Raw genomic sequence first — 24747 nt, forward strand, 5'->3', positions numbered from 1 at the left:
TTGGCCCAGGTTGGAGTACCGACATGGATTTCCGGAACACCCCATCGCGCCCGAGCCGCCGAGGCTTCCTCGCGCTGGCCGCCGCCACCGGCGCGGCCACCGCGCTGGGCGGTCTGCCCACGTTCGCCGCCTCGGCGGCGCCCCGGCGTCCCACCGAGTCGCCCCTGCTCGCCGCGGACGCCGCCGCGAAGAACCAGCTCTGGTGGCAGGCGCCCGGCTCGGCGACCTCGATGATCGAGCAGGGGCTGCCGGTCGGCAACGGCCGCCTCGGGGCGCTCGCGAGCAACGACCCCGGCCGCGAACTCCTCATGATCACCGACGCCACGCTGTGGACCGGCGGTCTCAACGACACGCTGGAGAGCGACGGCCAGTTCCCCTACGGCCGCGGCGACTTCGGCTCGTTGACCCTGCTGGCCACGCTCGCGGTCGACATCCCGGGGCACGACCTCGGGGCCGTCGACAACTACCGCCGCACGCTCGACCTGGCCCAGGGCCTGGTCACCGCCACGTACGACATCGCCGGCGTCACCTATCAGCGGCAGGTCTTCGCCAGCCGCCCGGACGACGCCATCGTGCTGCACTTCTCCCAGCAGGGCCGCGGCACCTACACGGGCGTCATCTCCCTGGCCGGCACCCACGGCGAGTCCACCACCGCGAACAGCGCGGGCCGGTACGCGTCGTTCGGCGCCTCCTTCGCCAACGGACTGCGCTACGGGGCCGCGGTCACCGCGTACAGCGGCACCGGGAAGATCGCGGTCACCGGCACGTCGATCTCCGTCACCGGCTGTCGCGAGTTCACCGTCGTCGTCAGCGGCGGCACGAACTACGCCCCCGACGCCACCGCCGGGTTCCGCGACCCGTCCGTCGACCCCGAGCGCCTCGCCCGGAGCAAGGTCCTGGCGGCGGCCCGCGAGTCCGCGCGCGACCTGCTGCACACCCACGTCGCCGACTTCCGGCCGGTGTTCGAGCAGTTCGCCGTCGACCTCGGCACGTCGTCCGCCGCGCAACGCGCGCTGGACACCTGGGAGCGGGCGCAGGCGCGCTGGCGGGACAACGTTCCCGACCCGGAGTTCGAGGCCGCGTACCTCCAGTTCGGCCGCTACCTGCTGATCTCCGGGTCGCGGGGCAGCCTGCCGATCGGCCTCCAGGGGCCGTGGCTGGACGGCAACGACCCGGACTGGATGGGTGACTACCACACCGACGTCAACATCCAGATGACCTACTGGCTGGCCGATCGGGGCGGCCTGTCCGACACCTTCGACGCCTTCGCGGACTACTGCGTCGCGCAACTGCCGGCCTGGACCGACGTCACGCAGCGGCTGTTCAACAGCCCCACCAACCGGTTCCGCAACTCCAGCGGCCGGATCGCCGGTTGGGCGGTCGCCTTCTCCACCAACCCGTACGGCGGAAGCGGCTGGTGGTGGCACCCGTCCGGCAACGCCTGGCTCTGCCAGAACCTGTTCGAGCACTACGAGTACACCCAGGACCGCGCCTACCTGGCGAAGGTCTACCCCGTCCTCAAGGGCGCCGTGCAGTTCTGGGAGACCCGCCTGGTCACCACCACCGTCACCGACGCGTCCGGCGCCACACGGGAGGTGCTGGTCGCCGACCGCGACTGGTCGGCCGAACACGGCCCGCAGGACACCAGGGGCAACACCTACTCCCAGGAGCTGGTGTGGAACCTCTTCGAGAACTACCGCACCGCGACCCGGGTGCTCGGCCGCGACACCGGCTACGGCGAGACCATCGACGGGCTTCGCCAGCGGCTGTACCTGCCCGAGGTCAGCCCCACGACCGGCTGGCTACAGGAGTGGATGTCGCCGGACAACCTCGGCGAGACCACCCACCGGCACCTGTCCCCGCTGATCGGCCTCTTCCCCGGCGACCGGATCCGCCCGGACGGCTCCACCCCGAAGGAGATCATCGCCGGGGTGACCGCCCTGCTCACCGCACGTGGCATGAACAGCTTCGGCTGGGCCAACGCGTGGCGCAGCCTGTGCTGGGCCCGGCTGAAGGATGCGGAGAAGGCGTACCAGCTCGTCGTCACCAACCTGCGGCCGTCGACGAACGGCAGCAACGGCACCGCGATGAACCTCTTCGACATCTACGAGACGAACCCGGGCCGCGGCATCTTCCAGATCGACGCGAACCTCGGCACCCCCGCCGCGATCGTCGAGATGCTGGTCTACTCCCGGCCCGGCCGCGTCGAGCTGCTCCCCGCGCTGCCCGCGGCCTGGGCGGCCGCCGGATCGGTGTCCGGCGTGGGCGTGCGCGGTGGGTTCGTCGCCGACCTGAGCTGGCGCGACGGCACGGTCACCGAGGTACGACTGACGAGCGTCGGCGGTCGCAGCACCACCCTGACCGCCGGCGGCGCCTCGCGCCGGATCACCCTCAAGCCCGGTGAGTCCGTCACGGTGCGGAGCCTCTGATGCGGGCCGGGCACGACCACACCCGGCGGGTGGCGGCAGTCATCCTCGCCGCGCTGGTCACGGCTGTCGGCGTACCCCTGGCGGCCCCGGCCGCGCAGGCCCGGCCGTCAGTGTCAGCGGAGGCGCGGACGCCGCAGGACCCGGCCCCGGCGGGCCGGGACAGGCACTTCGCGGTGACCTGGGCCGCGAGCGCCGACCGGCAGGGCGCCGGGCCCGCCGACCGCAGCTACCGGCTGGTCGTGCGCATCAGCGCCGGCGGGAACGCCCTGCGCATCCGCCTGTCCAACGCCTTCGGCGACCATCCCGTCACCTTCGCCAGCGCCTACGCGGGGTTGCGGCGCCAGGGCGCCGAGCTGATCCGGGGCAGCAACCGGCGGCTGACGTTCGCTGGGCAACCCTCGGTCACCGTTCCGGCCGGCGAGACGATCCTCAGCGACCCGCTGCCCGGGAAACTGGCCGCCCAGAGCGATCTGGTCATCAGCCTGTACGTCACCGGCGCCGAGGGACCGACGACCGGTCACGGCATGGCCATGCAGACGTCCTACGCGACCGCGGGCGACCACGCCGCCGAGGAGGCGGCGACGAGCTGGACCGACCCGATCAGCTCCTGGTACTGGCTGGACGCCGTCAGCGTGGAGACGTCCACGGCGATCAGCTCGGTGGTGACCCTCGGCGACTCCATCACCGACGGCTGGGCCTCCACCTCGGACGCCAACCGGCGCTGGCCCGACTATCTGGCCCGACGGCTCCAGGCCGCGCCCGACAGCCCCGTGAAGGGCGTGGCCAACGAGGGCATCTCGGGCAACAAGGTGCTCGCCGACGGCGCCGGACAGGCCGCCCTGCGCCGGCTGGACCGTGACGTGCTGTCCCACCCCGGGGTCCGCACGGTGCTCGTGCTGGAGGGCATCAACGACATCAAGGCGCACAGCGGCGTCACGGTGGACGACCTGGTGGCCGGCTACCGCGAGCTGGCCGACCGGATCCACGCGGCGGGCAAGTGCGTCGTCGGCGCCACGGTCATGCCGTTCAAGGGCTGGTCCGAGTACGACGCCGCCGGTGAGGCCGTGCGCCAGGGCGTCAACGACTGGATCCGGCACGGCGGCGCGTTCGACGCCGTGGTCGACCTCGACCGGATCACCCGCAGTCCGTACGACCCGCAGGCGCTCCTGCCGTTCTTCGACGGCGGCGACCATCTCCACCCCAACGACAAGGGCATGCAGGCGATGGCGGACGCCGTCGACCTGTCGGCGCTGCGCTGCGACCGCTGAGCAGTCCCCATCCGGCCGGCCACGACGGTGGCCGGCCGGATCGGCCGCTACCGGATGATCTCCGCCAGCGCGGACAGGTCGGTGATCTCGTACGCGATGGGGGCGTCGCGCGGCGCGTTCTGCCCCCGGTGGTTGACCCACACGGCCCGGATGCCCGCCGCGTGCGCCCCACCCACGTCGGCGGCGAGCGAGTCACCGACGTGCAGCACCTCGTGCGCCTCCAGCCCGAGGGCGGCGAGCGCCCGACTGAACATGGCCCGGTCCGGCTTGTACGCGCGGGCGGCCTCGCTGGTCACCACGGCCGTGAAGGCCACGCCGTGGTGCGCCATCGCCGCTTTCAGATCGTCCGAGTCCACATCGGACACGAGGCAGATCGGCACGGTGACGCGGGACAGGAACTCACGGGTGCCGGGCCGCAGCGGTGGCGAGCGCCAGTACCTGAACTGCGCCGCGCACAAAGCGGCCGCGTCACCGGCGCAGCCGACGTCGACCATCACCGAGGCCAGGCTCGACATCGCGCTGTCCCGCATCGAGCGGAACCGCGGCCCGGACGCGACAGCCTCGAACTCCGCTCCCCACGCCGTGGCGACATCGCGGCCCGAGACCGGCACCGACGCCCGAGCGGCCACCTGCTCCGCGATCTCGGCCATCATGACGTCGTCGTCCTCGACCACCGTGCCGTAGAAATCCAGCAGCAGCCCCTTGAGCACAGCCGCAGCCTACCCGCGGCCGGTGGCCGCCGGAGCGACCGCGAACCGGGGGCTGACATGCCCGCCCGGTACCGATAGCGTCACCCCGCAATGATCGAGATCCGTCCGTCACCACCGGAGGAGACGCCGATGTTCGAGGAGTTCATGGGCATCCCCGCCCACCCTCTCGTGCTGCACGCCGCGGTCGTGTTCGTGCCGCTGCTGGCCCTCCTCGCGGTCGCCTACGCGCTCGTCGCGCCGGTCCGGCCGCACACCCGCTGGGTGCTGGGGCTGCTCGCCCTGGGCGCGCCACTCGCCGCGCTGCTGGCCAAGCTCTCCGGTGACGCCTTCTTCGAGCGCATGCGGGCCGCCAACCGGGTAACCCCGGAGTTCGTCCCCACGATCGAGGCACACCAGCAGTTCGGCGACTTCACGCTGTGGGCCACCATCGGGCTGGCGGTCGTGGCGCTGGCACTGGTCTGGTTCGTCCCGCCCCGAGCTGCCGAGGCGAGCGCGACCGGAGGCGACGGCACCAGCCGGGCGCTGACCCTGTCGTTGCAGGTGTTGTCGCTGGTGGCCGCGGGCATCGCCGTGTACTACGTGGTCCGCACCGGCGACTCCGGCGCGAAGGCGGTCTGGACCGGTCAGTGACCTCGAGCCGCAGCCGGGAAACAGCGGGTTCGGCGGGACCGGGCTGACATGACCCCGTCGGGTCGCCCGGTGCGGCCCGGTGGAGAACCGGGCCGCACCAGCGGACGATCAGCCGGCGTTGTACGCCCGGATGATGGTCTGGTCGATCCCGCTACCGCCGTTCGCGGCAGCCTTCACCCGCAGCGAGACGGGCTTCCCGGCGGCGACCGTCGGCAGCTCCACCCGGTAGCTGTCCCCGGCGCCGGTGACCCGGGCCGTCTTCCAGGTGGCACCGTCGTCCGTCGAGGTCCAGACCTGGAACACCGTCACCCTCTGCGGCTTGACGCCGTGCGCCTGCCGAACGGCGAGCTCCGCGGTTCCTCCGGTGGCGTGGTTGGTGGTGTCCATCGGCAGGGCGTAGTCGACCGCGAGCAGCGGCAACGGCACGCTTCCGGTTCCGTCCGGCCCGGCGGACCGGAACGTCCACGAGGTGTTGACCTTGGTCGAGATCGGCAGGATCAGGCTCGTGTCGACGTCGAGGGTCAGCCGGTAGTCCGCCATCTGCTGCGGGACGGTGAAGTCGGCGAGCGGGCGGTCCCGTTGCTCGACCAGCGTGCCGTTGCGGTACAGCGACAGCGTGCGCTTGATCCCGATCGCGCTGCCCTGGAGGCAGTCGGCGCGCTGGTGCTGGTCGACGAGCGACGCCAGGTCGACGTGCAGGTTGCCCCGCGTCCGCGACGGTGGGGTGGCACAGCTCCAACCGTCGCCGGCCGGGTCGTCGTACCAGCCGGAGTGCAGGGGCTGCCGCGCCCAGATCTTGGACTGCCGGCTCCCCGGCTGGTAGCTGCGCGGCGCCTCCTGGGCCGACAGGCCACCGTAGACGCCCTCGTCGGCCCAGAGAATGCCGGGCGAGACGTAGTCGGTGCGGTACGACGGGAGGTTGCCCTCGTGGGTCTGGGTCACGCCCACCCCGTCGAGGGTGATGCCGGTGCGGACCAGCTGGGTGACCATCCCCGGCGAGTCCATCTGGTGGAATCGCTCGTCGATCCGGGCCAGCTTCGCCTGTTCCGCAGCGGTCACCCGGTACGCGGGATCGGCCGGCACGCCATTCGCGTACTCGTGGACGAGGTTGTAGCGGTACGGCTTCGCCGCGCCGGCCGGCGAGTCCAGATTGACGGCCGCCCAGGTGCGCCGCGTTCCGATGCCGGGCTTCGCCATCGGGGAGGTGCGGACGGTCGTCGCGCTCCCGTACCCGCTGATCTGGTTCCACCAGGACAGACCGTTCGGCGCGGTCTGGACGTTGGTGAAGTCGACCCGGGTGGGCTTCGTGGCGACTCCGTCGACCGTCGCCGTCACCGGCCTTGCTCGCGCCGGGTCGAGCGTCACACTCCGGGCGCCGGTGACGCTCAGGTCGGTCTCACCGACGAGCGTCGTCTCCAGCACGTCACTGTCGACGTAGTAGGCGACGGAGGAGCCGAGGATCGCGTACCGGCCGGCCGGCACGCGCGTGGTGAAGGTGTCTCCGGGCGCACCGCCGACGCCGCCGTGGTAGATCACCGGGTCGGTGAGGTTGGTGACCAGGATGTTGATCCAGCTCTCCGCGCCCTCCTTGAGGCCGGGCAGCGGCTTGGTGCGGATCGTCAGGTCGTAGCTGGGCGGCTCGACGTAGAAGCTCACCGGAGTGGTCGCGACCAACGTGCGGCCGGCGGTGCGGGCGGTGACGGTGGCCATGTAGAAGCCGGGCCGGCTCGCCAGCGCCGCGTGGTTGAACCGGAGCGACGCTCCTGCGGTTGCGCCCCGCTTCAGCGTCAGCCGGGTCGTCGAGAGTGACGCCGCGCCACGCGGTACCGACTGCCCGTCGTGGTTGACCACCGTCAGGTCGAGGTCGAGGACGGTCGTCGCGGAGGTCGGCGCACCGGTCCAGCTCAGCTTCGTCTCGCTGGTGCCGGACTGCGGGTACGCGAAGGTGCCGATGTTGACCACCGGCTGGTTGCTGAGCGGGCCACCCAGCGCCCGGGCCGCGTTGAGGCGACCGGCCCCGACGGCGTACGGGTCGACGCCGGCCAACGGGTCGGCGGCACCGACGAGTGCGGCCTTGAGCTGCTCCCCCGTCCAGTCCGGGTGCCGCTGGGCGAGCAGCGCGGCGGCACCGGCCACGTGTGGCGCGGCCATCGAGGTGCCGGTGGAGCCCTCGTAGTACCGGTCGATCGGGTCCTGGAGGTCGGTGCCGGCAGCCCGGGCGGCGACGATGTCGACACCGGGCGCAACCAGTTCGGGCTTGGCCACGTTGCTGGTGGTCAGCGGGCCGCGGCTGGAGAAGTCGGCGAGCTTGTCGTCGCGGTCGACGGCGCCGACGGTCAGTGCGCTGATGGCCGAGCCGGGCGAGGCGATGAAGCCGCCGCTGTTGCCGGAGGAGATGACGAAGAGCACTCCGGTCTGCTTGCTCAGCCCGTCGACGGCGAGCGAGAGCGGGTCGGTGCCGTCGTCCGGTTCCTCGCCGCCGAGGCTCATGTTGATCACGTCGGCCCGGGTGGCGGCCCACTCCATGCCGGCGATGATCCCCGAGTCGGTCCCGGAGCCCCGGTCGTCGAGGACCTTGCCGATCACCAGCTGAGCGTCCGGCGCCACGCCGCGACGCTGGCCCTTGGCGGCAGCGCCGGTGCCGGCGATGGTCGACGCGACGTGCGTGCCGTGGCCCATGTGGTCGACGGCGTCGCCGCCCTCGGCGGTGAAGTCGGCCCGGTCGGCGACCCGGCCGACCAGGTCCGGGTGGGTGAAGTCGGCGCCGGTGTCGAGCACCGCGACCCGGACCCCCTTGCCGGTGTACCCGGCCTTCCAGGCGTCGGGCGCGCCGATCTGGCCCAGGTTGCGGTCCAGGTCACCGTGCTGCCCGCCGCCGTGTCCGCCGGTCAGCGCGGTGGCGCGGACCTTGCGGTCGAGCCAGACCTTCTTGGCCCCGGCGAGCAGCGAGTTGGTCGCCAGCTTCGCCGTGGCCGCGCTCTTCTTCGGTACGTGGCCGGCGACCGCGCCGATGCTCGGCAGCGACAGCACGTCGCCGAGGGCGGCCACCCGGGCGGACGCGGTGGCGGGCTGCACGATGACCGGCAGCTCCGAGGTGTTCTCGTCGTCGTATCCGTCGGCGAGCAGCGCGGTGACGTCGAAGAGGTCGGGGTCGAGGACCGAGCCGATCTGGGACGCGACGCGGGCGGGGACGACGTGCAGGTGGCCGTCCGGACCGCAGGTCTGCCGGATCACCGCGTGCGGATCGACCGGCCGCACGGTGGCCTGCGGGCAGCCCGGTCCGGTGCTCCGTACGGTCACCACGTCCCCGGTCAACAGGGTGACGGTCCGCGGCCTCCCGTCGGCACGGGTGTCGGGTGCGCCGGTCACGGCGGCACCGCCGGGGTCGGCCGTAGCGGAACCGCCCGGCACGGCGGTCAACGCCGTGGCCGTGACGGCGACGGCCAGCAGCCACCGCGTGTGTCTGAGCATCATGTTTCCTGTCCTGTCTGGAGGGACGCGCCTTCTGGGCGACTCGGATCAAGATCCTATGGGCGCTGCCATCGTTTTCTGGACCCCTAAAATCCGCGTCGGGCGGCAGCGCGCGATCGCCGCGATGCGCCCGCCTCAACCGACCGACCATTGCGGACGAAAGGGGTAACCCCGTGAAGAGGGAGCGACGAGAGACCCGCTCGGACCTAGCATGGGCTGGAATGGATCTTCGTGATCCAACCCCGGGCGACCCCCGGCAACCAGTCCGACCGAAGGGAAACGCGCGTGCGTCGAACCCCCTTGGCACTACTCGGCGTCGGTGTGTCCGGCGCATTGCTGCTGAGCGCAGCTCCGACGGCAGCGGCGGCCCCACCCGCGGCGGCCGCACCGACCGGCATCGTGGTCGCCGACGGCATGACCCAGCCCGTGTTCTCGCTCGCCGACGCGATCGAGGAGCGGGTGTACGTCCAGACCCCGGTGGACACCGACCACGACGGCCGCCCCGACCGGGTGGCGATCGACATTTCGCGACCCCGGGAGACCGCCACCCAGGGCTTCAAGGTGCCGGTCATCTTCGAGCACAGCCCGTACCGCAAGGGCACCTGGGGTGACGTGCCGTACCCGAGCGTGCTGGTCGACGACCTGCCGCAGAACGGCTTGACCGATCGTTCCGGGCGTCGCGCGGCCGACGTGGAAGCCCAGCGGGCACAGGCGAAGGCCAACCTGCCCGGCTCGCTGGACGACTACTACGTGCCGCGGGGGTACGCGGTGGTGCTCGGGCAGAGCGTCGGCACCGGCGACTCGGACGGCTGCCCGACCAGCGGCGACCAGGCCGAGACGCTGGGCACCAAGGCGGTCATCGACTGGCTGAACGGCCGGGCGAAGGGGTACGACGCGAGCGGCGCCCCGATCACCGCCGGCTGGACCACCGGCGCGGTCGGCATGACCGGCGTCTCCTACAACGGGACGCTGCCCAACCAGGTGGCCACCACCGGGGTCCGGGGCCTCAAGACGATCGTCCCGGTCTCCGCGATCAGCAGCTGGTACGACTACTACCGCGCCAACGGTCTGGTCGTCGCCCCCGGGACGTTCCAGGGCGAGGACACCGACATCCTGGCCCAGTACACCGCCGGGCAGGCACGGGCCGAGGGGCCCTGCGCCGACGAGATCGCGAAGATCACCGAGGAGCAGGACCGGGTCACCGGCGACTACTCGGCGTTCTGGCGGGATCGCGACTACCTCGACGCCCGTGACGTGGAGGCGAGCGTCTTCGTCGTGCACGGCCTCAACGACTGGAACGTGAAGACCGAGCACTTCGCCGGCTGGTGGGACGAGCTGGCCAAGCGCGACGTGCCGCGCAAGATCTGGCTGCACCAGGGCGGGCACGGCGGCCCGGGCAGCAACGCCTCGGTAACCCTGCCCGACGGCCGGACGTGGACCTACAAGCAGACCGAGAACCGCTGGTTCGACTTCTGGCTGTGGAACGTGCGCAACGGAATCATGGACGAGCCGACCGCGGTGCTGCAGCGGGAGGACCGGGCCTACACCACGTACGCCAACTGGCCCGACCCGGCCGCCCGTACGGTCGGGTTGGCGTTCGCCGCCACCGACGCGGCGTCCCCGGGCACGCTGACCTCCGGAAAGCCTCCGAAGGCCAGGGTCGAGCAGAGTTTCGTCGACGAGGGCCGGACCATCCACCCGGACACCCTGGTGGCCAACCCGGACACGGCCAGCCCCAACCGGCTCGCCTACCGCTCCCCCGCGCTGACGCAGAACGTCCGCATCTCCGGGCGGCCCGAGATGCGGCTGCGCATGGCGATCGACAACAAGCCGGACGCGAATCTCACCGCGTACCTGGTCGACTACGGCCCGGCCGGCTCGACCGCCGCGCCGACCGTGGTGACCCGGGGCTGGATGGACCCGCAGAACCGCAAGGATCCGGCTCGCACGGCGCCGGTGAAGCAGGGCAAGCTGTACGACTACCGGTGGACCCTTGAGCCCAAGGACTACGTCTTCCCGGCGGGCCACCGGATCGGTGTGGTCGTCTTCTCCAGCGACCAGGAGTACACGCTGCTGCCGCTGGGCGGCACCGAGCTGCGGGTCGCGCCGAACGACAGTGAGCTGCGGCTGCCGGTGGTCGGGGGTCGCGCCGTACTCGGCTTCTGAGCCAGTTCTCCCCCGCGGGTGGGGCGGTCCGACGTTCTCGGGCCGCCCCACCCGCGCGTTCCGGCCGCCTCTGGCCCGTCCCGGCCCGTGCGGCGTTTGGCGGGCGGGGGCGCGGGAAGACCTCGCCGATCGGGCCGGGCGGCCCGCCGACACCTGTCGCCCGGCAGTGCTGGCGATGCCGGCGTCACCCGAGGAGGAGCGAGGATGAGCCCACGCAGGACGTTCACCCCGGCGCGCAGGTCCCCCGGGCCGGCCAAGGCCACCGAGGCGAAGAAGATGCCGCCGAGCCGGAAGGTCGCGGCGAAGAAGGTCGCCACCGCCACGAAGCGGGCCACCGGCGCGACCACGGCCAAGGCGGCCGGCGAGAAGCCCAAGGCCACCACGTCCCGCGTCGCGCGGAAGAAGGACACCTCCGCCACCACGGCCACGCCCACCCGCACGCCGACGGCGAAGGCGGCCGCCGCCAAGAACGCTCCGCCGAAGAAGGCGCCCGCCACGAGGGCGGCGGCCAAGAAGGCGCCCGCGAAGAAGGCCTCGCCGACACGGGCGCGCACCACGTCCGCCACCAGGGCGCCGGCCAAGAAGGCGACCACGATGGAGTCGTTCGGCAACCGGCGTACGCCCCGCAAGGCCTGATACCGCTCAGACACGACGGTGCCGGGTACGGACGGTGCACGCGATGGTCGGCCCGGGGAGCCGACGTTCGGTCAGGCGGGCGGGTCGGGGCAGCAGACGGTGAGCGCGCCGGGCACCGACCGCACCTTGAGCTTCCCGACGGCGGTACGCGCGCCACCGTCGAGCTCGTACATCCGGGGCGTGGCGAAGCGGACCCGCACCCGGCGCCCTCGGGTGATCCGGACGAAGGGCGAGTCCGTCGAGCGGCCGGCGGCCATCCGGCCGAGGGTGCGGGCCCAGTCGATCGCCCCGCTCGCGGTCGACACGCCCACCTCCAGGCAGCCGTCGTCCGGCCGGGCGTCGTCGAAGGCCGGGATGCCACCGGTGATCGTGCCGACGTTGCCGAAGAGCACGCAGCTCGCCTCGCCGTCGAACCAGGTGACCCCGTCCACCCGGATCCGCGTGTGCACCAGCTCTCCTCGAACGTGCCGCAGCCCCGTCCAGACGTACGCGAGCCGGCCGAGCCGGCTCTTGAGATCCCGGTCCGCCTCACGGATCAGGTCGCCGTCGAACCCGGCGCCGGCCATTACCGCGAAGTGCTCGCCGTTGAGGCGGCCCAGATCCAGCCGGCGCCGCCGGCCGTGCAGGCCGATGCGCACCGCCTCCGCCAGGTCCTCCGGGATGCCGAGGTTGGCGGCGAAGAGGTTGGCCGTGCCCGCGGGCAGGATGGCCATCGGTGTCCCCGAGCTGGCGAGCGTGTCCGCGCAGCGCTGCACCATGCCGTCCCCACCCCACACGAAGACCAACCCGGCACCCTTCTTCAGCGCCTTACGGATCTTCTTCGGTGCCTTGCGGCTCTTCGGCACCTCGTACCAGAGCAGGTCGTCGACGCCGGCGCCGGCGAGGGTCGCCCGCAGCTCGTCGAGGCCGCCACCGAGACTCTTGCGGCGGTGGGCGACCACCGCGACCGTGCCCAGTCGGGCGGCGGTCACGGCGGTGGCGGGGGCTGCTGTGCTCGTGCTCATGGCCGCCGGTGTTACCCAACCGGCCGATTCGCTACGCCTCGGCGCCACACCGCACCCCGCACGGGTGTCGGCCCGGTCGTAGGGTGTCGCCCAGCCCATGCACGGGTGGGCTCGATGTCCGGTCCGTGCAGCGCCCTGATCCGCGTGCGTGACCCGGAGCAGACTGATGCGTGGCCGCACCCCGCGGTCGCTGGCCGGTCCGGAGGCGGTCGGCCGCCGCTGGGCGGTCGAGGTGACCGCCGGGCCGGGTGGCGACGCCGTGGATCATGCTCCGCTGGGTGCGACCTGCCTGAAGGTCCTGCGGTCAAGCCGCTCACGGGTGGGTGCGGCGTGCCGGCGGAGCGGGGCGTGGTGCCGGCAACCGCACCGGGGAGCGGGGGTGGCGACCTCGGCACCCTCGCGGGACGGGTAAGTGCGGGCCAGCCGCAGCAGGGGACAGCGGCTCAGGGTGTTGCGCCGTTCAGGCGGCGTGCGGGAGCCGGTTGCCTTGGAAGCCTGATACCTGTGAGGCATATGTATGACTGTGAGGTATCACGCTGTCCCAGACGACTCCCGCCGCACCGGCGGTCAAGATCCGCGCAACTCACGGGAGGGTGCCGCCTCGATGCGTCGGCAGGCAGCACTTTCCCGGAAAGTGCGCAGATCTTGGGCCCGTCTGGTCCGGGGACATGAGGGGCTGGCTGTCCGGTTCAGCGCGGCCCGGCTGGGGCATGCCGTCCGGTATGGGGCCGGCGTCCCGTGGGCTGGGGCACTCTGACGGTGGAATCGGGGCGGGGTCGGCGTCGTTATACCTGGCATGGCACCGCGGGTCCGCGACCCCGGTGCACGGCAGCCGCAGGGAACACCCGCAGGTCCCCTGTGGTTACATCCCCGGTAGCCGTTGACCAGTGGGAACACCGCCCCGGTCACTCCGTAGCCGCCGGTCGCCGGGAACACCTGGCAGGCCGCCTCGGTTACATCCCCGGTAGCCGTTGACCAGGGGGAAACACCGCCCCGGTCACCCCGTAGCCGCCGGCCGATTGGAACATCTGGCAGTCCGCTGCGGTTACATCCCTCTGGACGTCCGAGCAGGCCCCCGGGCCGCCGGGCAGATCCCCTTCTTCACGATCTTTCCCGCATGGCACACGCCCCCGGATTTTGTGTGCCTGCGTTTCCCCCTGATGCAGAGGAGCACGCTGTTATGCGTACCGATCTGATTCGTAAGACTGCTCTGACCGCTGCTGGTCTCGCGTTCACCGGTGGCGCCATCGCCGGTCCGGTGACCGCCGCCTACGCGTCGGAGGCGAAGCCGGCCACCCAGACCCAAACCGACCGTAAGGGGCACGGTGAGCGTCAGCTAGGTGTGCGCTATGAGGCGCAGCCGAACTTCTACTACTGCGGCCCCGCCGCCACGCGTAACGCCCTGTCGGTGCAGGGCAAGGACATCAGCGTGGACGCGATGGCCAAGGAGATGGGCACCACCGAGGCCGGCACCAACTCGATCAACGACATCACCCCGGTGTTGAACAAGGAGACCGGTAAGAACGACGCCTACCACAGCGTGGAGATCAGCAGCCCGAACGCTGACGACAAGCAGACCGACCGGCTGCGCGCCGACATCGTGCGCACCGTGGACGACGGTCGGGCTGTGGTGGCCAACATCGCCGGCACCAGCACCGACACCGACGGTGGCGTGCACTCCTTCGAGGGTGGGCACTACATCAGCGTGGTCGGCTACCGCGACAACGGCACGATCGTGAAGATCGCCGACTCCGCCGACCCGAACACGGCCTCCTACGAGGTCACCGTCGAGCACCTCGCCGACTGGATCGCCACCCGCGGCTACGCCACCAGCTGACAACAACCCACTGACACAACGCAGACGAAGGGCCGGACCCCAACCGGGGTCCGGCCCTTCTGCGTCGTCATTTCCACCAACTGCGGCACGTATTGACAAGCGTCGACTTCCGGGTGAGGCTGGGCATGTGAGAGCGCTCTCTCGCACCCGGGCTCAACAGACCACCACCAGTCTGGCCAGGGCAAACTCCGATGTCTTCGGCGGCGGCGCCGGAGCTGTCCCTGACCCGTCCCCGACAGGAGTCACGAGATGGACAGGGCCGCACCCCTCTCCGGCATCCCCCGCCGGCTGCGCCTCGCCACGGCGATCGGCGCCCTGCTCGCGCTACTCGGCACGTACGTCTTCGCCACCACCACCCGGGCCGACGCCGACCCGGGCGTCAACGTCATCCGGGTCGCCGAGTTCCCCGCTGACTGCACGTACAGCCACCGGCTCCCGGACGACCCGATCATCTTCCCCGGGCTGCCCGGCGCCTCACACATGCACAGCTTCTTCGGCAGCACGGTGACGAACGCCCACACCACGCTCCCCGACCTGGTCAGCTCTCCCACGACCTGCAACCCGCGGACCGACGTCTCGTCGTACTGGGTGCCGACCCTGTACAACAACAACGTGCCGGTCGAGCCGACCATCGTCACGTTCTACTACCTGGGTGAGGGCGTACGCGCCGACGTCGTCGCGGCCACCCAGCCCATCCCGCAGGGACTGCGGATCGTGGCGGGCAACGCCAAGGCGGCCGGGCCGAACGAGAGCATCGCCCGCTGGTCCTGCCTGCACGCCGGGCAGGTGCCGCCGTCGAAGAACTTCGTCACCTGCCCGGCGGGGACGATGATGGAGTCGTACCTGGACTTCCCGCAGTGCTGGAACGGCCGCGACCTGGATTCGCCCGACCACAAGAGCCACATGGCGTACCCGGTGAACCAGGCCTGCCCGTCGACGCACCCGGTGCACGTGCCGAAGCTGCGGCAGGTGCTGCGGTACCCGGTCAACGGCAACCCGGCGCTGTTCCGGCTCGCCTCCGGTCCGGGTTACACGATGCACGGTGACTTCTTCAACGCCTGGCCGGTGGCGGAGATGGCACGCCGCGTCCAGGACTGCATCCGTCCCGTGATCAAGTGCGGCCACGACGGCCGACCGATCTGAGTCGACCCGTTCAACCCGACGGCGGGCCCGGTCACGCCGGGCCCGCCGTCCCCCGGGTGGAAAGGAGGGCCGGATGCGCACCCTCGTCAGCGCACCGTCCGCTCTGCTCGTCGCGGCCCTGCTCCTCGCCGGCTGCGCCACCGGGTCACCGGACCCCGCCGCCACCGCGCCACCGTCCGCGACCGCGCCGCTGACGGCGGCGCCGTCGAACGCGGGGTCACCCACGGGTACGGCCGGACCGTTCAGCGCCACCGACATCGCCTGGCTCCAACTGACGGTGGCGATGGCCGACCGGCTGTTGCCGGTGCTCGACCTGGTGCCGGGCCGGACCACCGACCCCGCCTGGCGGCGGCTGGCCACCCAGGTCGAGGCCACCCACCGCGCCAACCTGGACCGGTCCCGCCGACTGCTGAACGACTCGGGCGGGCCGACGACCAACCCGCACGAGGGTCACGACATGCCGGGCATGATCACGGCCGAGGAGCTGACCTCGCTACGGTCGGCCACCGGGACGTCGTTTCAACGGCTGCTCGCCGGGCACCTGCGCGCGCACCTGACGCAGGCGGTCCGGATCGCCACCGCCGAGCAGCGGGGCGGCGTACACCCGGGGACCATCGCCCTGGCCGCCGCCGTGGTCCGGAACGGCGCCGACGACCTCGCGCGGCTCGACCGGCTCCACCCCCCGAACGGCCGGCCCGCCGGTCAGGCGGCGTAGCGGGCGGCCAGGTCCACCGTGCGCCGGGCGGCGGCGACCATCGCCCGGTCGGCGAAACGACCGTCGGGCAGCACCACCGTTCCCGAGTCCCGCCGCTGCGCCTCGGCCACCGCGGCCAGCAGCTCCGCCGCGCGGGCCACCTCGCGGTCGGCCGGCCGGAACGCCTCGACGATCACGGGAAGCTGGCGCGGGTGGATCGCCGCACGGCCGAGGAAGCCGAGCCGACGGCCCACCGCGCAGGAGGCGGCCAGACCGGCGACGTCGGCGACGTCCGGGTAGACCGACATCGCGGGCGGGACCAGGCCGGCGGCGCGGGCTGCGACCACGACGCGGCCGCGCGCCCAGAGCAACCCGTCGTCGTCACCCACCCCGAGGTCCGAGCGCAGGTCGGCCTCGCCGAGCCCGATCGAGGCCACCGCGGGGTGGGCGGACGCGATCGGGTACGCGGCCTCCAGCCCGAGCGCCGACTCGACCAGCGGGTGCAGCGGCACGTCGACCCGGTCGGCGAGCGCCGCCACCGTCGCGGCCGACTCCACCTTCGGCAGCCGCAGCCCGCCCAGCCCGGGCCGGCCGCACACCGCCGACAGGTCGGCGTCGACGTCCGGCCCGGTCAACTCGTTGACCCGGACCTGCACCGGCACCGCGTGCGCCTCGGCGAGGAACTCGGCGACCGCGTCCCGGGCGTACGCCTTGCGTCCGGCGACGACGGCGTCCTCCAGGTCGAGGATGACCGCGTCGGCGCCCGAGGTGACCGCCTTGGCGAACCGGTCCGGGCGGTCACCGGGCACGTAGAGCCAGCTCAGCAGCATCAGAGCACTCCCCGCTCGCGCAGCGCGGCCAGCTCGTCGGCGCTGAGGCCGAGCGCGCCGAAGACCGCGTCGGTGTCCTGGCCGTGCCGCCGGCCGGCGTGCCGGATCTCCCCCGGGGTGTCGGTGAGCCGGAACGGCACGTTCTGCATCCGCACCTCACCCAGCTCCTCGTCCGGGACGGTGCGCACGGTGCCGAGCGCCGCGTACTGCGGGTCGGCGAGGATGTCCCGCACGTCGTAGACCGGCGCGACGGCCGCCTGCGCCGCCTCGAACGCGGCCACCACCTCGTCGCGGTCCCGCTCCGCCACCCAGGCGCTGACGGCGGCGTCCAGCTCGTCGGCGTGCGCCGCTCGGCCGCTGCCGGTGGCGAACCACGGCTCGTCGATCAGCTCGGGTCGGCCGACCAGCCGCAGCACCCGCTCGGCGATGCTCTGCGCGCTGGTGGAGACGGCCACCCAGCGCCCGTCGGCGCACCGGTACGTGTTGCGCGGGGCGTTGTTGTTGGACCGGTTGCCCAGCCGGGGCTGGATGTAGCCGAGCTGGTCGTACCAGGTGATCTGGGGGCCCAGCATCGCCATGATCGGCTCGATGATGGCGAGGTCCACCACCTGTCCGGCGCCGGTGGCGTCCCGGGCCCGCAGGGCCAGCATCACCGCGTACGCGGCGGCGAGCGCGGTCACCGAGTCGGCCAGCCCGAACGGGGGCAGGGTCGGCGGGCCGTCCGGTTCGCCGGTGGCCGCCGCGAAGCCGCTCATCGCCTCGGCGAGGGTGCCGAAGCCGGGCCGGCGGGCGTACGGGCCGACCTGCCCGAACCCGCTGATCCGAGTGACGACCAACCGGGGGTTGACGGCGTGCAGCTCGGCCGGGCCGAGGCCCCACCGCTCCAGCGTGCCGGGGCGGAAGTTCTCCACCAGCACGTCGGCGTCGGCGAGCAACCGGCGCAGCAGCGCGGCCCCGTCGGGGTCGGACAGGTTGAGGGTGACGGTGCGCTTGTTGCGGCCCAGCACCTTCCACCAGAGGCCGACGCCGTCCCGGGCCGGCCCGTGTCCCCGCGACGGGTCCGGCTTGGCCGGGTGCTCCACCTTGATGACGTCGGCGCCGAAGTCGCCGAGGAACGCCGCGGCGAGCGGCCCGGCGAAGAGGGTGGCCAGGTCGACGACCCTGATCCCGTCCAGCGGCGCGGTCACCGGGTCACCTCCGCCGGGTCGGGCTCGGGCAGCAGGTCCGCGGCGCAGCGGAAGCCGACCTGGTCGGAGCGGGTGAGCCCGGCGCCGGTCAGCAGCAGCTTCACCGAGACGTCCGCCGGCTGGGGGCCGCCGTCGAGATACCAGTCGGAGCCGTCCGCCCGGTGGTCCGCGCCGCCCTTGAGGATGGCGAACCGCGTGCGCCCGTCGGAGTGCTCGCTCTCGGTCAGGTTCCACACCAGCGGTTCCCGGCGGACGAGCAGCCCCGCCTCGGCGGCGACCTGCCACTCGTCCTCGGTCGGCAGCCGCAGCCCGGCCCACGCCGCGTACGCCCGGGCGTCGGACAGCTCCACCCCGGTCACCGGGGCGTCGGCAGGTCCGCGTCCCGCGGTGAACCGCTCCGGGCGCACCGGCCGGTAGCCGGTGGCCCGCAGGAACTCGGCGTACTCGCCATGGGTGACCTCGTGGACGGCGATGGCGAACCGGCCGAGCCGGACGTGGCGCCGCACGGTGCCGGTGTGGTGCAGCCGGGGCGGCAGCGGCTTCCACTCGTCGACGTAGGGCGCCTCGCCGTACAGCCCGGTCTCCCGCACCCGGTGCCGGACCACCAGCTCACGCTGGCCGGCCTCGACGGCTGCCATGCCGGGCGGCGGCTGTGGCAGGGGCGCCCACGGGGTCCGGACGCGCACCGCGGCGCGGGCCGGGAAGGACGGGTCGCCGGTGGGTGGCTCGTGCCGCCGCACGGCCGCGTCGGTCACCGCCACCGCGGCGATGGCGCCGGCCGGCAGCGGGCCGCCCACCGCCAGCCGGCCGTCACCGGTCTCGCTGACGGTCAGTTCGACGCCGGTGACCAGGTCGACGAAGCGTCCGTCGGCCCGAACGTCGGTGACCAGCCACGGGCCGTCGTGGTCCGCGCCCCGGTTCACCACCGTCCACAGTGGGCTGCCCTCGTGCGTCCAGCGCGACGCGTACACCTGGCCCTCGCCGGCATGGTCGGCCAGCGGGACCCAGTCCTCGGCGCGCAACCACGCGGCGTGGCTGCTCTGCACCCGGCGCATCGCGCGCAGCACCGCCCGGTCCCGGTCGTTCCAGCCGACCCAGACGCCGAAGACGCTCTCCCAGACCAGCACCCCGACCCCGTTGAGCCAGGCGGAGTGCAACTCGTCGAGGTGGTCACGGTGCCAGCGGCGGGTGTGGTGCAGCATGTGCCGCCGCTCGAACCACTTGGCCCGCAGCACGCCGGGCACCTCCGAGTCGGCGAACCACTGCGCCCAGGACATCGCGTGGTCGGCGATCCGCGCCAGCGGGACGCGGCTCTCGCCTTCGAGCACCATTCCGGGGCGGACGGCGTCCAGCGCCGCGCGCAGCTCTCCGGCGCCCTCCTTCAGCGTGTCCAGGAAGACCCCGTCGACGCCGAGCTTGCCGGCCAGGGCGGCGACCTCCTCCGCGTCGCCGGTCGGCTCTCGCCGGGTGCCGGTGTCCCACGGGTTGTAGTCGATGAAGACCCGTACTCCCCGCTCCTGGAACGCCCGCACCACCTCGGGCAGCTCCGGCACGTCCCGGTACCAGTCGAACTGGTTGCGGTCGTCCAGGCCGATCACCGGGTACGCGTGCCACAGCACCACCCCGTCGAAGCCCCCGAAGTCGCGCCCGGCCCCGTCGAGGAACTCGTCGACGGTGAAGACGCCGCGCTCGTGGTCGTAGAGCGCCTCGTCCCAGAGCCACGCCAGGCAGACGCTGAAGCAGTCGCCGGCGATCTCGTCGTAGTGCGTGCCGGTGTAGCCGAGCCGGGTCCGGGCGTCGGCCCGCCAGCGGGTGAGCTGCTCCCGCCAGGCCGGCCAGTCGGCCGGGTCGCCCGGCGCGGCGAAGATCTTCGCCTCGTCCAGGCTGGTCAGGTCGACGTGCCCGCCGAGCGGCACCTCGGTCGGCCGGTCGATCGGGCGGGGAACGTACGGGTTGAAGCTCACGGGGTACCTCGGTAGGTCGCGTCGTAGAGGGCGTCGATGGCGGAGCGCTCGGGCAGAGCGGTCGACGCGCCGGGCCGCTGGGCGCAGGCCGCGCCGGCGGCGCACGCCCAGCGCAGGCTCGCCGTGACGGTGTCTTCGGTGCTGGCGCCGCCGCGCTCGGCCCAGCTGACGGCGAGCGCGCCGGTGAAGGCGTCGCCCGACGCGGTGGTGTCCACCGCGTCGATGAGCGGGGCCGGGACCGCCAGCCGCAGGCCGTGCCGGTCGGCGTACGCGGCCCCGCGCGCGCCGAGGGTCAGCACCACCCGGGGCACCAGCTCCAGCAGGGCGTCGAGCAGCACCGGCGGATCGTCGGAGAAGATCCCCGCCACGACCGCCGCCTCGTGTTCGTTGACCACGAGCACGTCGACGAGGTCGAGCAGTTCCGTCGGCAGCACCGTGGCCGGCGCGGCGTTCAACACGACGGTGGTGCCCTCCGCCCGGGCCCAGCCTGCGGCCCGCACCACGGCTGCCAGCGGCACCTCCAGTTGGAGGAGCAGCACGTCCGCCGCGGCGACCGTCGCCCGGTCGTCGGCGTTCAGCTCGGTCAACGTCCCGTTGGCGCCGGGCGCGACCACGATGAAGTTCTCCGCGTCCCGGTCGACGGCGATCAAGGCGACGCCGGAGGGTCCGGCGACGGTCCGCAGGCCGCGAACGTCCACACCCGCGCCGGCCAGGCTCGCCCGCATCTGCGTACCGAACTCGTCGTCCCCGACGGCGCCCACGAAGTCGCAGGCGGCGCCGGCGCGGGCGGCGGCGACCGCCTGGTTGGCGCCCTTGCCGCCGGGCACGGTACGGAAGTTCCCGCCGAGCACCGTCTCGCCGGGGCTGGGCAGCCGCGACGCCGTGACCACCAGGTCGAGGTTGCTGCTGCCCACGACCGCCACCCGGGCGCTCATGCCGTGCTCCCTTCCGTCCGCCGGTGCCGGTTCACGATCCGCTCCCCGGCTGGGCCAGGGCGTGGGTCCGCGCGGCCAGCTCGTCGAAGCCGATCCCGTCGAAACCGGCGATGCTGCTGGCCAGCCGGTTGCGCAACGGGTCGATCCACCGCGTCGGCAGCCCGGACGCGCCGGTCAGAGCGCCGGTGACCGCGCCGACCGTCGCGCCGGTCGAGTCGGTGTCCCAGCCGCCGCTGACCACCGCGGTGATGGACCGCTCCAGGTCACCGCGCCCGTACGCCAGCGCGGCGGCCACCAGCGCGGCGTTGTTGCGCACGTGCACCCAGTGCAGGTGGCCGTGCCGGGCGTACAGCTCGTCGACCACGCGTTCCCAGTCGTCGGTGCCCCCGCCGAGGGCGCGCGCGTCGCGGACGGTGGTCGCGAACCGGCTGCGCGGCGGCAGCACCGCCTCGGCCGCGTCCAGCACCTCGTCCACGGTGGAGGCGACCGGTGCGGCGGCGGCCAGGGCGGCGGCCCAGATCGCTCCGTGCACCCCACCCCGGACGTGGCTGACGGTGGCGTCCCTGAAGGCCAGCTCGGCGGCCCGGTCCGGCCGGCCGGGGTTGACCCAGCCGTACACGTCGGTGCGGATCTGCGCGCCGATCCACTCCCGGAACGGGTTGTGCCGGCGGGCGCTCCACGGCGGCGCGAGCCCGAGCAGCAGGTTCCGGTACGCCACCCGCTCGGCGGTGAAGACCCGCCCGGCGGGCAGCCAGTCCAGCCAGGCCTGCGCCACGTCGGCGCTGGTGAAACCCCGCCCGTGCGTCTCCAGCACCCGCAGGGCCAGCAGCGCGTAGTTCAGGTCGTCGTCCTCGGGCATGCCGTCGATGTTCTCGGCGAGGCTGGTCGGCGCGCTGCGCCGGTTCCACGGCCAGCGGCCGGCGACGTCGGCCGGCAGCCCCTCCGCGGTGAACCAGTCGCGCAGCGGCCACCGGCCGGTCGCGGTGAGGATCTCCCGGATCCCCTCCCGGGGGATCTTCTCCACCGGCTTGCCGAGCAGGCAGCCGGCCGCCCGGCCGAGCCACGCGCCGTGCAGCCGGTCGTGCGTCACGTCGGTCGGCAGCGACCAGGTCGCCGGCCACCCGGCCCGGAGCGCGTCCAGGTCGTCGGGCTCGTCGGCGGCCGCGACAGCGGGCAGCGCGTCGGCGGCGTCCAGCAGTTCCGCCGCGAGCGCCCGCAGCGCCGGCGACGCCGGGGTCGGCGACGCGCCGCTGACCGGCGGGGTCGGGTCCCCGCCGGCCGCCGTCCACCGCTCGGCGAGCCGGGCGACGTCGCGCCCCTCGTCCCGGCTGGCCGTCAGCTCGTGCGGCAGCAGGTCCTCCGGCTGCACCCAGGTAATCCTCACCGGGCCGACTCCCCCGCCGGACCGTCCCCGCCGGCCAGCCCGGCGAAGCGCTCCGCGCGCCGGGTGAACCGGGCCTGGTCCCGCTCGAAGACCTCGCCGGCCACGGCCGCGAGGACCCGGGCCGGCTCCACCAGGTCGGTCTTCGAGGCGGCGGCGACCACGTCGGACCACTCCGCGGGCACCGCGGCGGCGCCGCCGAGCGCACCGGCGATAGCGGCGGCCATGGTGGCGGTGGAGTCGGCGTCCCGGCCGTAGTTGACCGCGCCGAGCACCGCCGGGCGGAACTCGCCGCCGGCCACCAAGAGCATGCCGATGGCCACCGGCAGCTCCTCGATGGCGTGCAGCCGGCTGGGCCGACGAGCGCCGAGCCCGGGGTTGCGGTACTCCTCCCCCACCGTGTCGTAGGGGGCGACCGCCGCGCGCAGCGCCGGGATCGCCTGCTTCCAGTCGTGGTGGCCGCGGGCCTCCTTCACCACCGCGTCGATGGCCGCCCGGGTGCCGTCGCGGGCCAGGTCCAGCGCCGCGGCGACGACGTCCTCGACGCCCGCGCCGGGGGTCGCCGCCGCGGCGACCGCCGCCGCGAAGACGGCGGCGGCCTCCCGCCCGTAGCTGTGCTGGTGCGCACCGGCGATCTCCACCGCCTCGGCGTACGCCCCGGCCGGGTCGCCGGCGTTGACGATGCCGACCGGGGCCATGTACATGGCCGCACCACAGTTGACGATGTTGCCGACCCCGGCCTCGCGCGGGTCCGCGTGGGCGTGGTGCAGGCGGGTGACCAGCCACCGCTCGGCGGCCGCGAGCCGGTGGAAGGTCACCCCGTCCCGCTCCAGGTCGGGGATGTATACCACCCGCTCGATCAGGTCGGGGACCAGCAGCTCCACCACGTCGTACGCGTCGAGGTGGTCGCGTTTGGCCGCGTAGGCGCGGACCAGGGCGTGGGTCATCAACGTGTCGTCGGTGATGTGCCCGTCGCCCTTGTGGTACGGCGCGAGCGGTCGCGCGGTGGCCCAGTCGGCGTGGTACGGGGGCACGATGCCCTCGACCCAACCGCCGAACCGCGCGCGGATCTGCTCCGGCAGTGCCGTTTCGGTGGCGCCGCCGAGGGCGTCTCCGACCGCGGCGCCGACGAGGCAGCCGACCGATGTGTCGAGCAAGAGTGACATGTCTACCTCAGAACCTGCTTGCCACCGTCGACCAGCTGCGTACCGAGCTGATCGAGGGTGATCTTGTTGGCGAAGTACTGCTGGAGAGCCGGGGTGGCGTACTTGGTCTTCCACTCCGGGTAGCCGTCGGCCTGCTGGAACGGGGCGACGGTCAGGTCCGCGGCGCTGTCCGCGGCGACGTCCCAGCCCTGCTTGCCGGCGGTGACCTTGACCAGTTCCTCGTTGGCTTGCTTGCCGGTCGGAACCAGCCAGTCACCCTTGGCCAGGGCGGCCATGTTGGTCGGGTTCAGGAAGTACTCGAGGAACTGCGCGGCCTGCTTCTTGTGCTTGCTGTCCTCCGAGACGGACAGCGTCTGCGGGTTGGCCGCCTGCTTGGCGGAGAGTCCCTTGACCGGGGGCAGGGTGACCCACTCGAAGCCGGCCGGCGCCTGCTCGACCATCTGCTGACGCAGCGACACCGAGCCGGGGAGCATGGCGTACTTGCCGCCGAAGAAGCCGGGCAGGGTGTCCGCGCCGCTCATGCCGAGCGCCTCCGGCGAGGCGGACTTCGCGGTGTAGATCATGTCGTGGATGCGCTTCGGGATCTCCTTCTCCGCGTCGCCGACCTTGACCTCGGTCCTGCCACCGTCGGTGTAGAAGAACTTCCCGTCGTAGTTGAGTGCCAGGTTCAGCACCCGGTTCGTCGGGGACTTCAGCGCCCACGCCACGCCGTACTGGCCGGGCTTGGTGAGCTTCTGCGCGTTGGCCTGGAACTCGTCCCAGGTCCAGCCGCCGTCGGCGGGCGGCACCGCGACGCCGGCGGCGTCGAGCAGCTTCTTGTTGGCGATGACGACCTGCGACTCCAGCAGGAACGGCACCCCGGCGACCTTGCCGTCGACGGTGGCGGTGTCCCAGACGCCCTGGTCGATCTGGCCCTTCAGGTCCTCGGAGACGAGCCCGGAGAGGTCGGCCAGGTAGCCCTGCTTGCTGAACTCGCCGATCGCGGACGCCTCGTAGTGCACGATGTCCGGCGCGTCGCCGCCCTCGAAGGAGGTCAGCAGCTGGTCGTGCACCGAGTTCCAGTCGCCCTGGACGTACTCGACCTGGATGTCGGGGTGCTCGGCGTTCCACTTGGCGACGAGGTCCTTGTTGACCTGCAGCGACTCCTTCTGCCAGGCGAGGCTGAGGAAGCGCAGCTTGACCGGGCCGGACGTGGCCTCGTCGCCGCCGCCGTCACCGCACGCGGTGAGCGCGCCGAGGCCGACGACCGCGACCGCGGTGGCCGCGGCGAGTCGACGGAATCGGGTACGGAGCATG

General features: G+C 72.9%; 18 protein-coding genes. 8 read left to right on the plus strand and 10 right to left on the minus strand.

Annotated features, from left to right (window positions below; all coding sequences use genetic code 11):
• The first annotated feature begins 23 nt into the window (after nucleotides 1–23).
• On the plus strand, nucleotides 24–2429 hold the full coding sequence (locus tag DKT68_RS30345; RefSeq protein WP_109820802.1) for a glycosyl hydrolase family 95 catalytic domain-containing protein: 2406 nt from the start codon (nucleotides 24–26) through the stop codon (nucleotides 2427–2429).
• On the plus strand, nucleotides 2429–3697 hold the full coding sequence (locus DKT68_RS30350) for an SGNH/GDSL hydrolase family protein (RefSeq protein ID WP_109820803.1): 1269 nt from the start codon (nucleotides 2429–2431) through the stop codon (nucleotides 3695–3697). The genes DKT68_RS30345 and DKT68_RS30350 overlap by 1 nt, the downstream gene beginning before the upstream one ends.
• Before the next feature lie 47 nt (nucleotides 3698–3744).
• On the opposite strand, the gene DKT68_RS30355 is transcribed toward DKT68_RS30350, so the two are convergent.
• The gene (locus DKT68_RS30355) at nucleotides 3745–4407 is read right to left on the minus strand and encodes an HAD family hydrolase (RefSeq protein ID WP_109820804.1); all 663 of its coding nucleotides are present in this window, start codon (nucleotides 4405–4407) and stop codon (nucleotides 3745–3747) included.
• Between the two features lie 90 nt (nucleotides 4408–4497).
• On the opposite strand from DKT68_RS30355, the gene DKT68_RS30360 reads away from it, so the two are divergent.
• Complete coding sequence (locus tag DKT68_RS30360) at nucleotides 4498–5037, plus strand: DUF2231 domain-containing protein (RefSeq protein ID WP_109820805.1); 540 nt, start codon at nucleotides 4498–4500, stop codon at nucleotides 5035–5037.
• Nucleotides 5038–5145: 108 nt separating this feature from the next.
• Here DKT68_RS30360 and DKT68_RS30365 read toward each other — a convergent pair whose 3' ends face one another.
• On the minus strand, nucleotides 5146–8511 hold the full coding sequence (locus DKT68_RS30365) for a S8 family serine peptidase (protein WP_236647145.1): 3366 nt from the start codon (nucleotides 8509–8511) through the stop codon (nucleotides 5146–5148).
• Nucleotides 8512–8793: 282 nt separating this feature from the next.
• Here DKT68_RS30365 and DKT68_RS30370 point away from each other — a divergent pair, with 282 nt between their 5' ends.
• Nucleotides 8794–10674, plus strand: a complete 1881-nt coding sequence (locus DKT68_RS30370; RefSeq protein WP_236647146.1) for a Xaa-Pro dipeptidyl-peptidase — start codon at nucleotides 8794–8796, stop codon at nucleotides 10672–10674.
• Between the two features lie 204 nt (nucleotides 10675–10878).
• Entirely contained in the window at nucleotides 10879–11310 is a 432-nt protein-coding gene (locus DKT68_RS31300; RefSeq protein ID WP_161556716.1) for a histone, read from the plus strand.
• Between the two features lie 71 nt (nucleotides 11311–11381).
• On the opposite strand, the gene DKT68_RS30375 is transcribed toward DKT68_RS31300, so the two are convergent.
• The gene (locus tag DKT68_RS30375) at nucleotides 11382–12314 is read right to left on the minus strand and encodes a diacylglycerol/lipid kinase family protein (protein ID WP_109820807.1); all 933 of its coding nucleotides are present in this window, start codon (nucleotides 12312–12314) and stop codon (nucleotides 11382–11384) included.
• Between the two features lie 1180 nt (nucleotides 12315–13494).
• Between DKT68_RS30375 and DKT68_RS30380 the strand changes: the two genes are divergently transcribed.
• From DKT68_RS30380 to DKT68_RS30390, 3 genes are all read left to right on the plus strand, one after another.
• Nucleotides 13495–14151: a C39 family peptidase gene (locus DKT68_RS30380; protein WP_109820808.1), complete on the plus strand. Its 657-nt coding sequence runs from the start codon at nucleotides 13495–13497 to the stop codon at nucleotides 14149–14151.
• 249 nt (nucleotides 14152–14400) lie between these two features.
• Nucleotides 14401–15294 carry a DUF1996 domain-containing protein gene (locus tag DKT68_RS30385; RefSeq protein WP_109820809.1) on the plus strand — a complete coding sequence of 298 codons (894 nt, stop codon included), beginning with the start codon at nucleotides 14401–14403 and terminating at the stop codon, nucleotides 15292–15294.
• 73 nt (nucleotides 15295–15367) lie between these two features.
• Nucleotides 15368–16009 (plus strand): DUF305 domain-containing protein, encoded by a 642-nt coding sequence (locus tag DKT68_RS30390; RefSeq protein WP_109820810.1) that lies wholly within the window; start codon nucleotides 15368–15370, stop codon nucleotides 16007–16009.
• On the opposite strand, the gene DKT68_RS30395 is transcribed toward DKT68_RS30390, so the two are convergent.
• Genes DKT68_RS30395 through DKT68_RS30425 form a run of 7 tightly spaced genes read right to left on the minus strand, consistent with a single transcriptional unit; the run spans nucleotide 15997 to nucleotide 24746 of the window.
• On the minus strand, nucleotides 15997–16818 hold the full coding sequence (locus DKT68_RS30395) for an HpcH/HpaI aldolase/citrate lyase family protein (protein WP_109820811.1): 822 nt from the start codon (nucleotides 16816–16818) through the stop codon (nucleotides 15997–15999). The two genes, DKT68_RS30390 and DKT68_RS30395, sit on opposite strands and share 13 nt — an antisense overlap.
• A complete protein-coding gene (locus DKT68_RS30400) occupies nucleotides 16818–18005 on the minus strand; it encodes a CaiB/BaiF CoA transferase family protein (RefSeq protein WP_109820812.1) in 1188 nt (395 codons plus the stop codon). The genes DKT68_RS30395 and DKT68_RS30400 overlap by 1 nt, the downstream gene beginning before the upstream one ends.
• Entirely contained in the window at nucleotides 18002–19969 is a 1968-nt protein-coding gene (locus DKT68_RS32315; RefSeq protein WP_109820813.1) for an SUMF1/EgtB/PvdO family nonheme iron enzyme, read from the minus strand. The genes DKT68_RS30400 and DKT68_RS32315 overlap by 4 nt, the downstream gene beginning before the upstream one ends.
• Nucleotides 19966–20904, minus strand: a complete 939-nt coding sequence (locus tag DKT68_RS30410) for a ribokinase (RefSeq protein ID WP_109820814.1) — start codon at nucleotides 20902–20904, stop codon at nucleotides 19966–19968. The genes DKT68_RS32315 and DKT68_RS30410 overlap by 4 nt, the downstream gene beginning before the upstream one ends.
• Before the next feature lie 31 nt (nucleotides 20905–20935).
• Nucleotides 20936–22288 (minus strand): ADP-ribosylglycohydrolase family protein, encoded by a 1353-nt coding sequence (locus DKT68_RS30415; RefSeq protein WP_109820815.1) that lies wholly within the window; start codon nucleotides 22286–22288, stop codon nucleotides 20936–20938.
• Nucleotides 22285–23451: an ADP-ribosylglycohydrolase family protein gene (locus DKT68_RS30420; RefSeq protein ID WP_109820816.1), complete on the minus strand. Its 1167-nt coding sequence runs from the start codon at nucleotides 23449–23451 to the stop codon at nucleotides 22285–22287. The genes DKT68_RS30415 and DKT68_RS30420 overlap by 4 nt, the downstream gene beginning before the upstream one ends.
• Nucleotides 23452–23453: 2 nt before the next feature.
• A complete protein-coding gene (locus DKT68_RS30425) occupies nucleotides 23454–24746 on the minus strand; it encodes an ABC transporter substrate-binding protein (protein WP_109820817.1) in 1293 nt (430 codons plus the stop codon).
• Nucleotide 24747: the final 1 nt, after the last annotated feature.

The sequence above is a fragment of the Micromonospora acroterricola genome (assembly GCF_003172955.1).
GTDB lineage: Bacteria > Actinomycetota > Actinomycetes > Mycobacteriales > Micromonosporaceae > Micromonospora > Micromonospora acroterricola.

What these genes read in the sequence shown, in the direction of transcription:
- DKT68_RS30360 (WP_109820805.1), top strand. Translation starts at nt 4,498, where the DNA reads ATGATCGAGATCCGTCCGTCACCACCGGAGGAGACGCCGATGTTCGAG.
- DKT68_RS31300 (WP_161556716.1), top strand. Translation starts at nt 10,879, where the DNA reads ATGAGCCCACGCAGGACGTTCACCCCGGCGCGCAGGTCCCCCGGGCCG.
- DKT68_RS30395 (WP_109820811.1), bottom strand. Translation starts at nt 16,818, where the DNA reads ATGCTGCTGAGCTGGCTCTACGTGCCCGGTGACCGCCCGGACCGGTTC.
- DKT68_RS30380 (WP_109820808.1), top strand. Translation starts at nt 13,495, where the DNA reads ATGCGTACCGATCTGATTCGTAAGACTGCTCTGACCGCTGCTGGTCTC.
- DKT68_RS30425 (WP_109820817.1), bottom strand. Translation starts at nt 24,746, where the DNA reads ATGCTCCGTACCCGATTCCGTCGACTCGCCGCGGCCACCGCGGTCGCG.
- DKT68_RS30350 (WP_109820803.1), top strand. Translation starts at nt 2,429, where the DNA reads ATGCGGGCCGGGCACGACCACACCCGGCGGGTGGCGGCAGTCATCCTC.
- DKT68_RS30365 (WP_236647145.1), bottom strand. Translation starts at nt 8,511, where the DNA reads ATGATGCTCAGACACACGCGGTGGCTGCTGGCCGTCGCCGTCACGGCC.
- DKT68_RS30390 (WP_109820810.1), top strand. Translation starts at nt 15,368, where the DNA reads ATGCGCACCCTCGTCAGCGCACCGTCCGCTCTGCTCGTCGCGGCCCTG.
- DKT68_RS30375 (WP_109820807.1), bottom strand. Translation starts at nt 12,314, where the DNA reads ATGAGCACGAGCACAGCAGCCCCCGCCACCGCCGTGACCGCCGCCCGA.
- DKT68_RS30420 (WP_109820816.1), bottom strand. Translation starts at nt 23,451, where the DNA reads ATGTCACTCTTGCTCGACACATCGGTCGGCTGCCTCGTCGGCGCCGCG.
- DKT68_RS30410 (WP_109820814.1), bottom strand. Translation starts at nt 20,904, where the DNA reads ATGAGCGCCCGGGTGGCGGTCGTGGGCAGCAGCAACCTCGACCTGGTG.
- DKT68_RS30385 (WP_109820809.1), top strand. Translation starts at nt 14,401, where the DNA reads ATGGACAGGGCCGCACCCCTCTCCGGCATCCCCCGCCGGCTGCGCCTC.
- DKT68_RS30345 (WP_109820802.1), top strand. Translation starts at nt 24, where the DNA reads ATGGATTTCCGGAACACCCCATCGCGCCCGAGCCGCCGAGGCTTCCTC.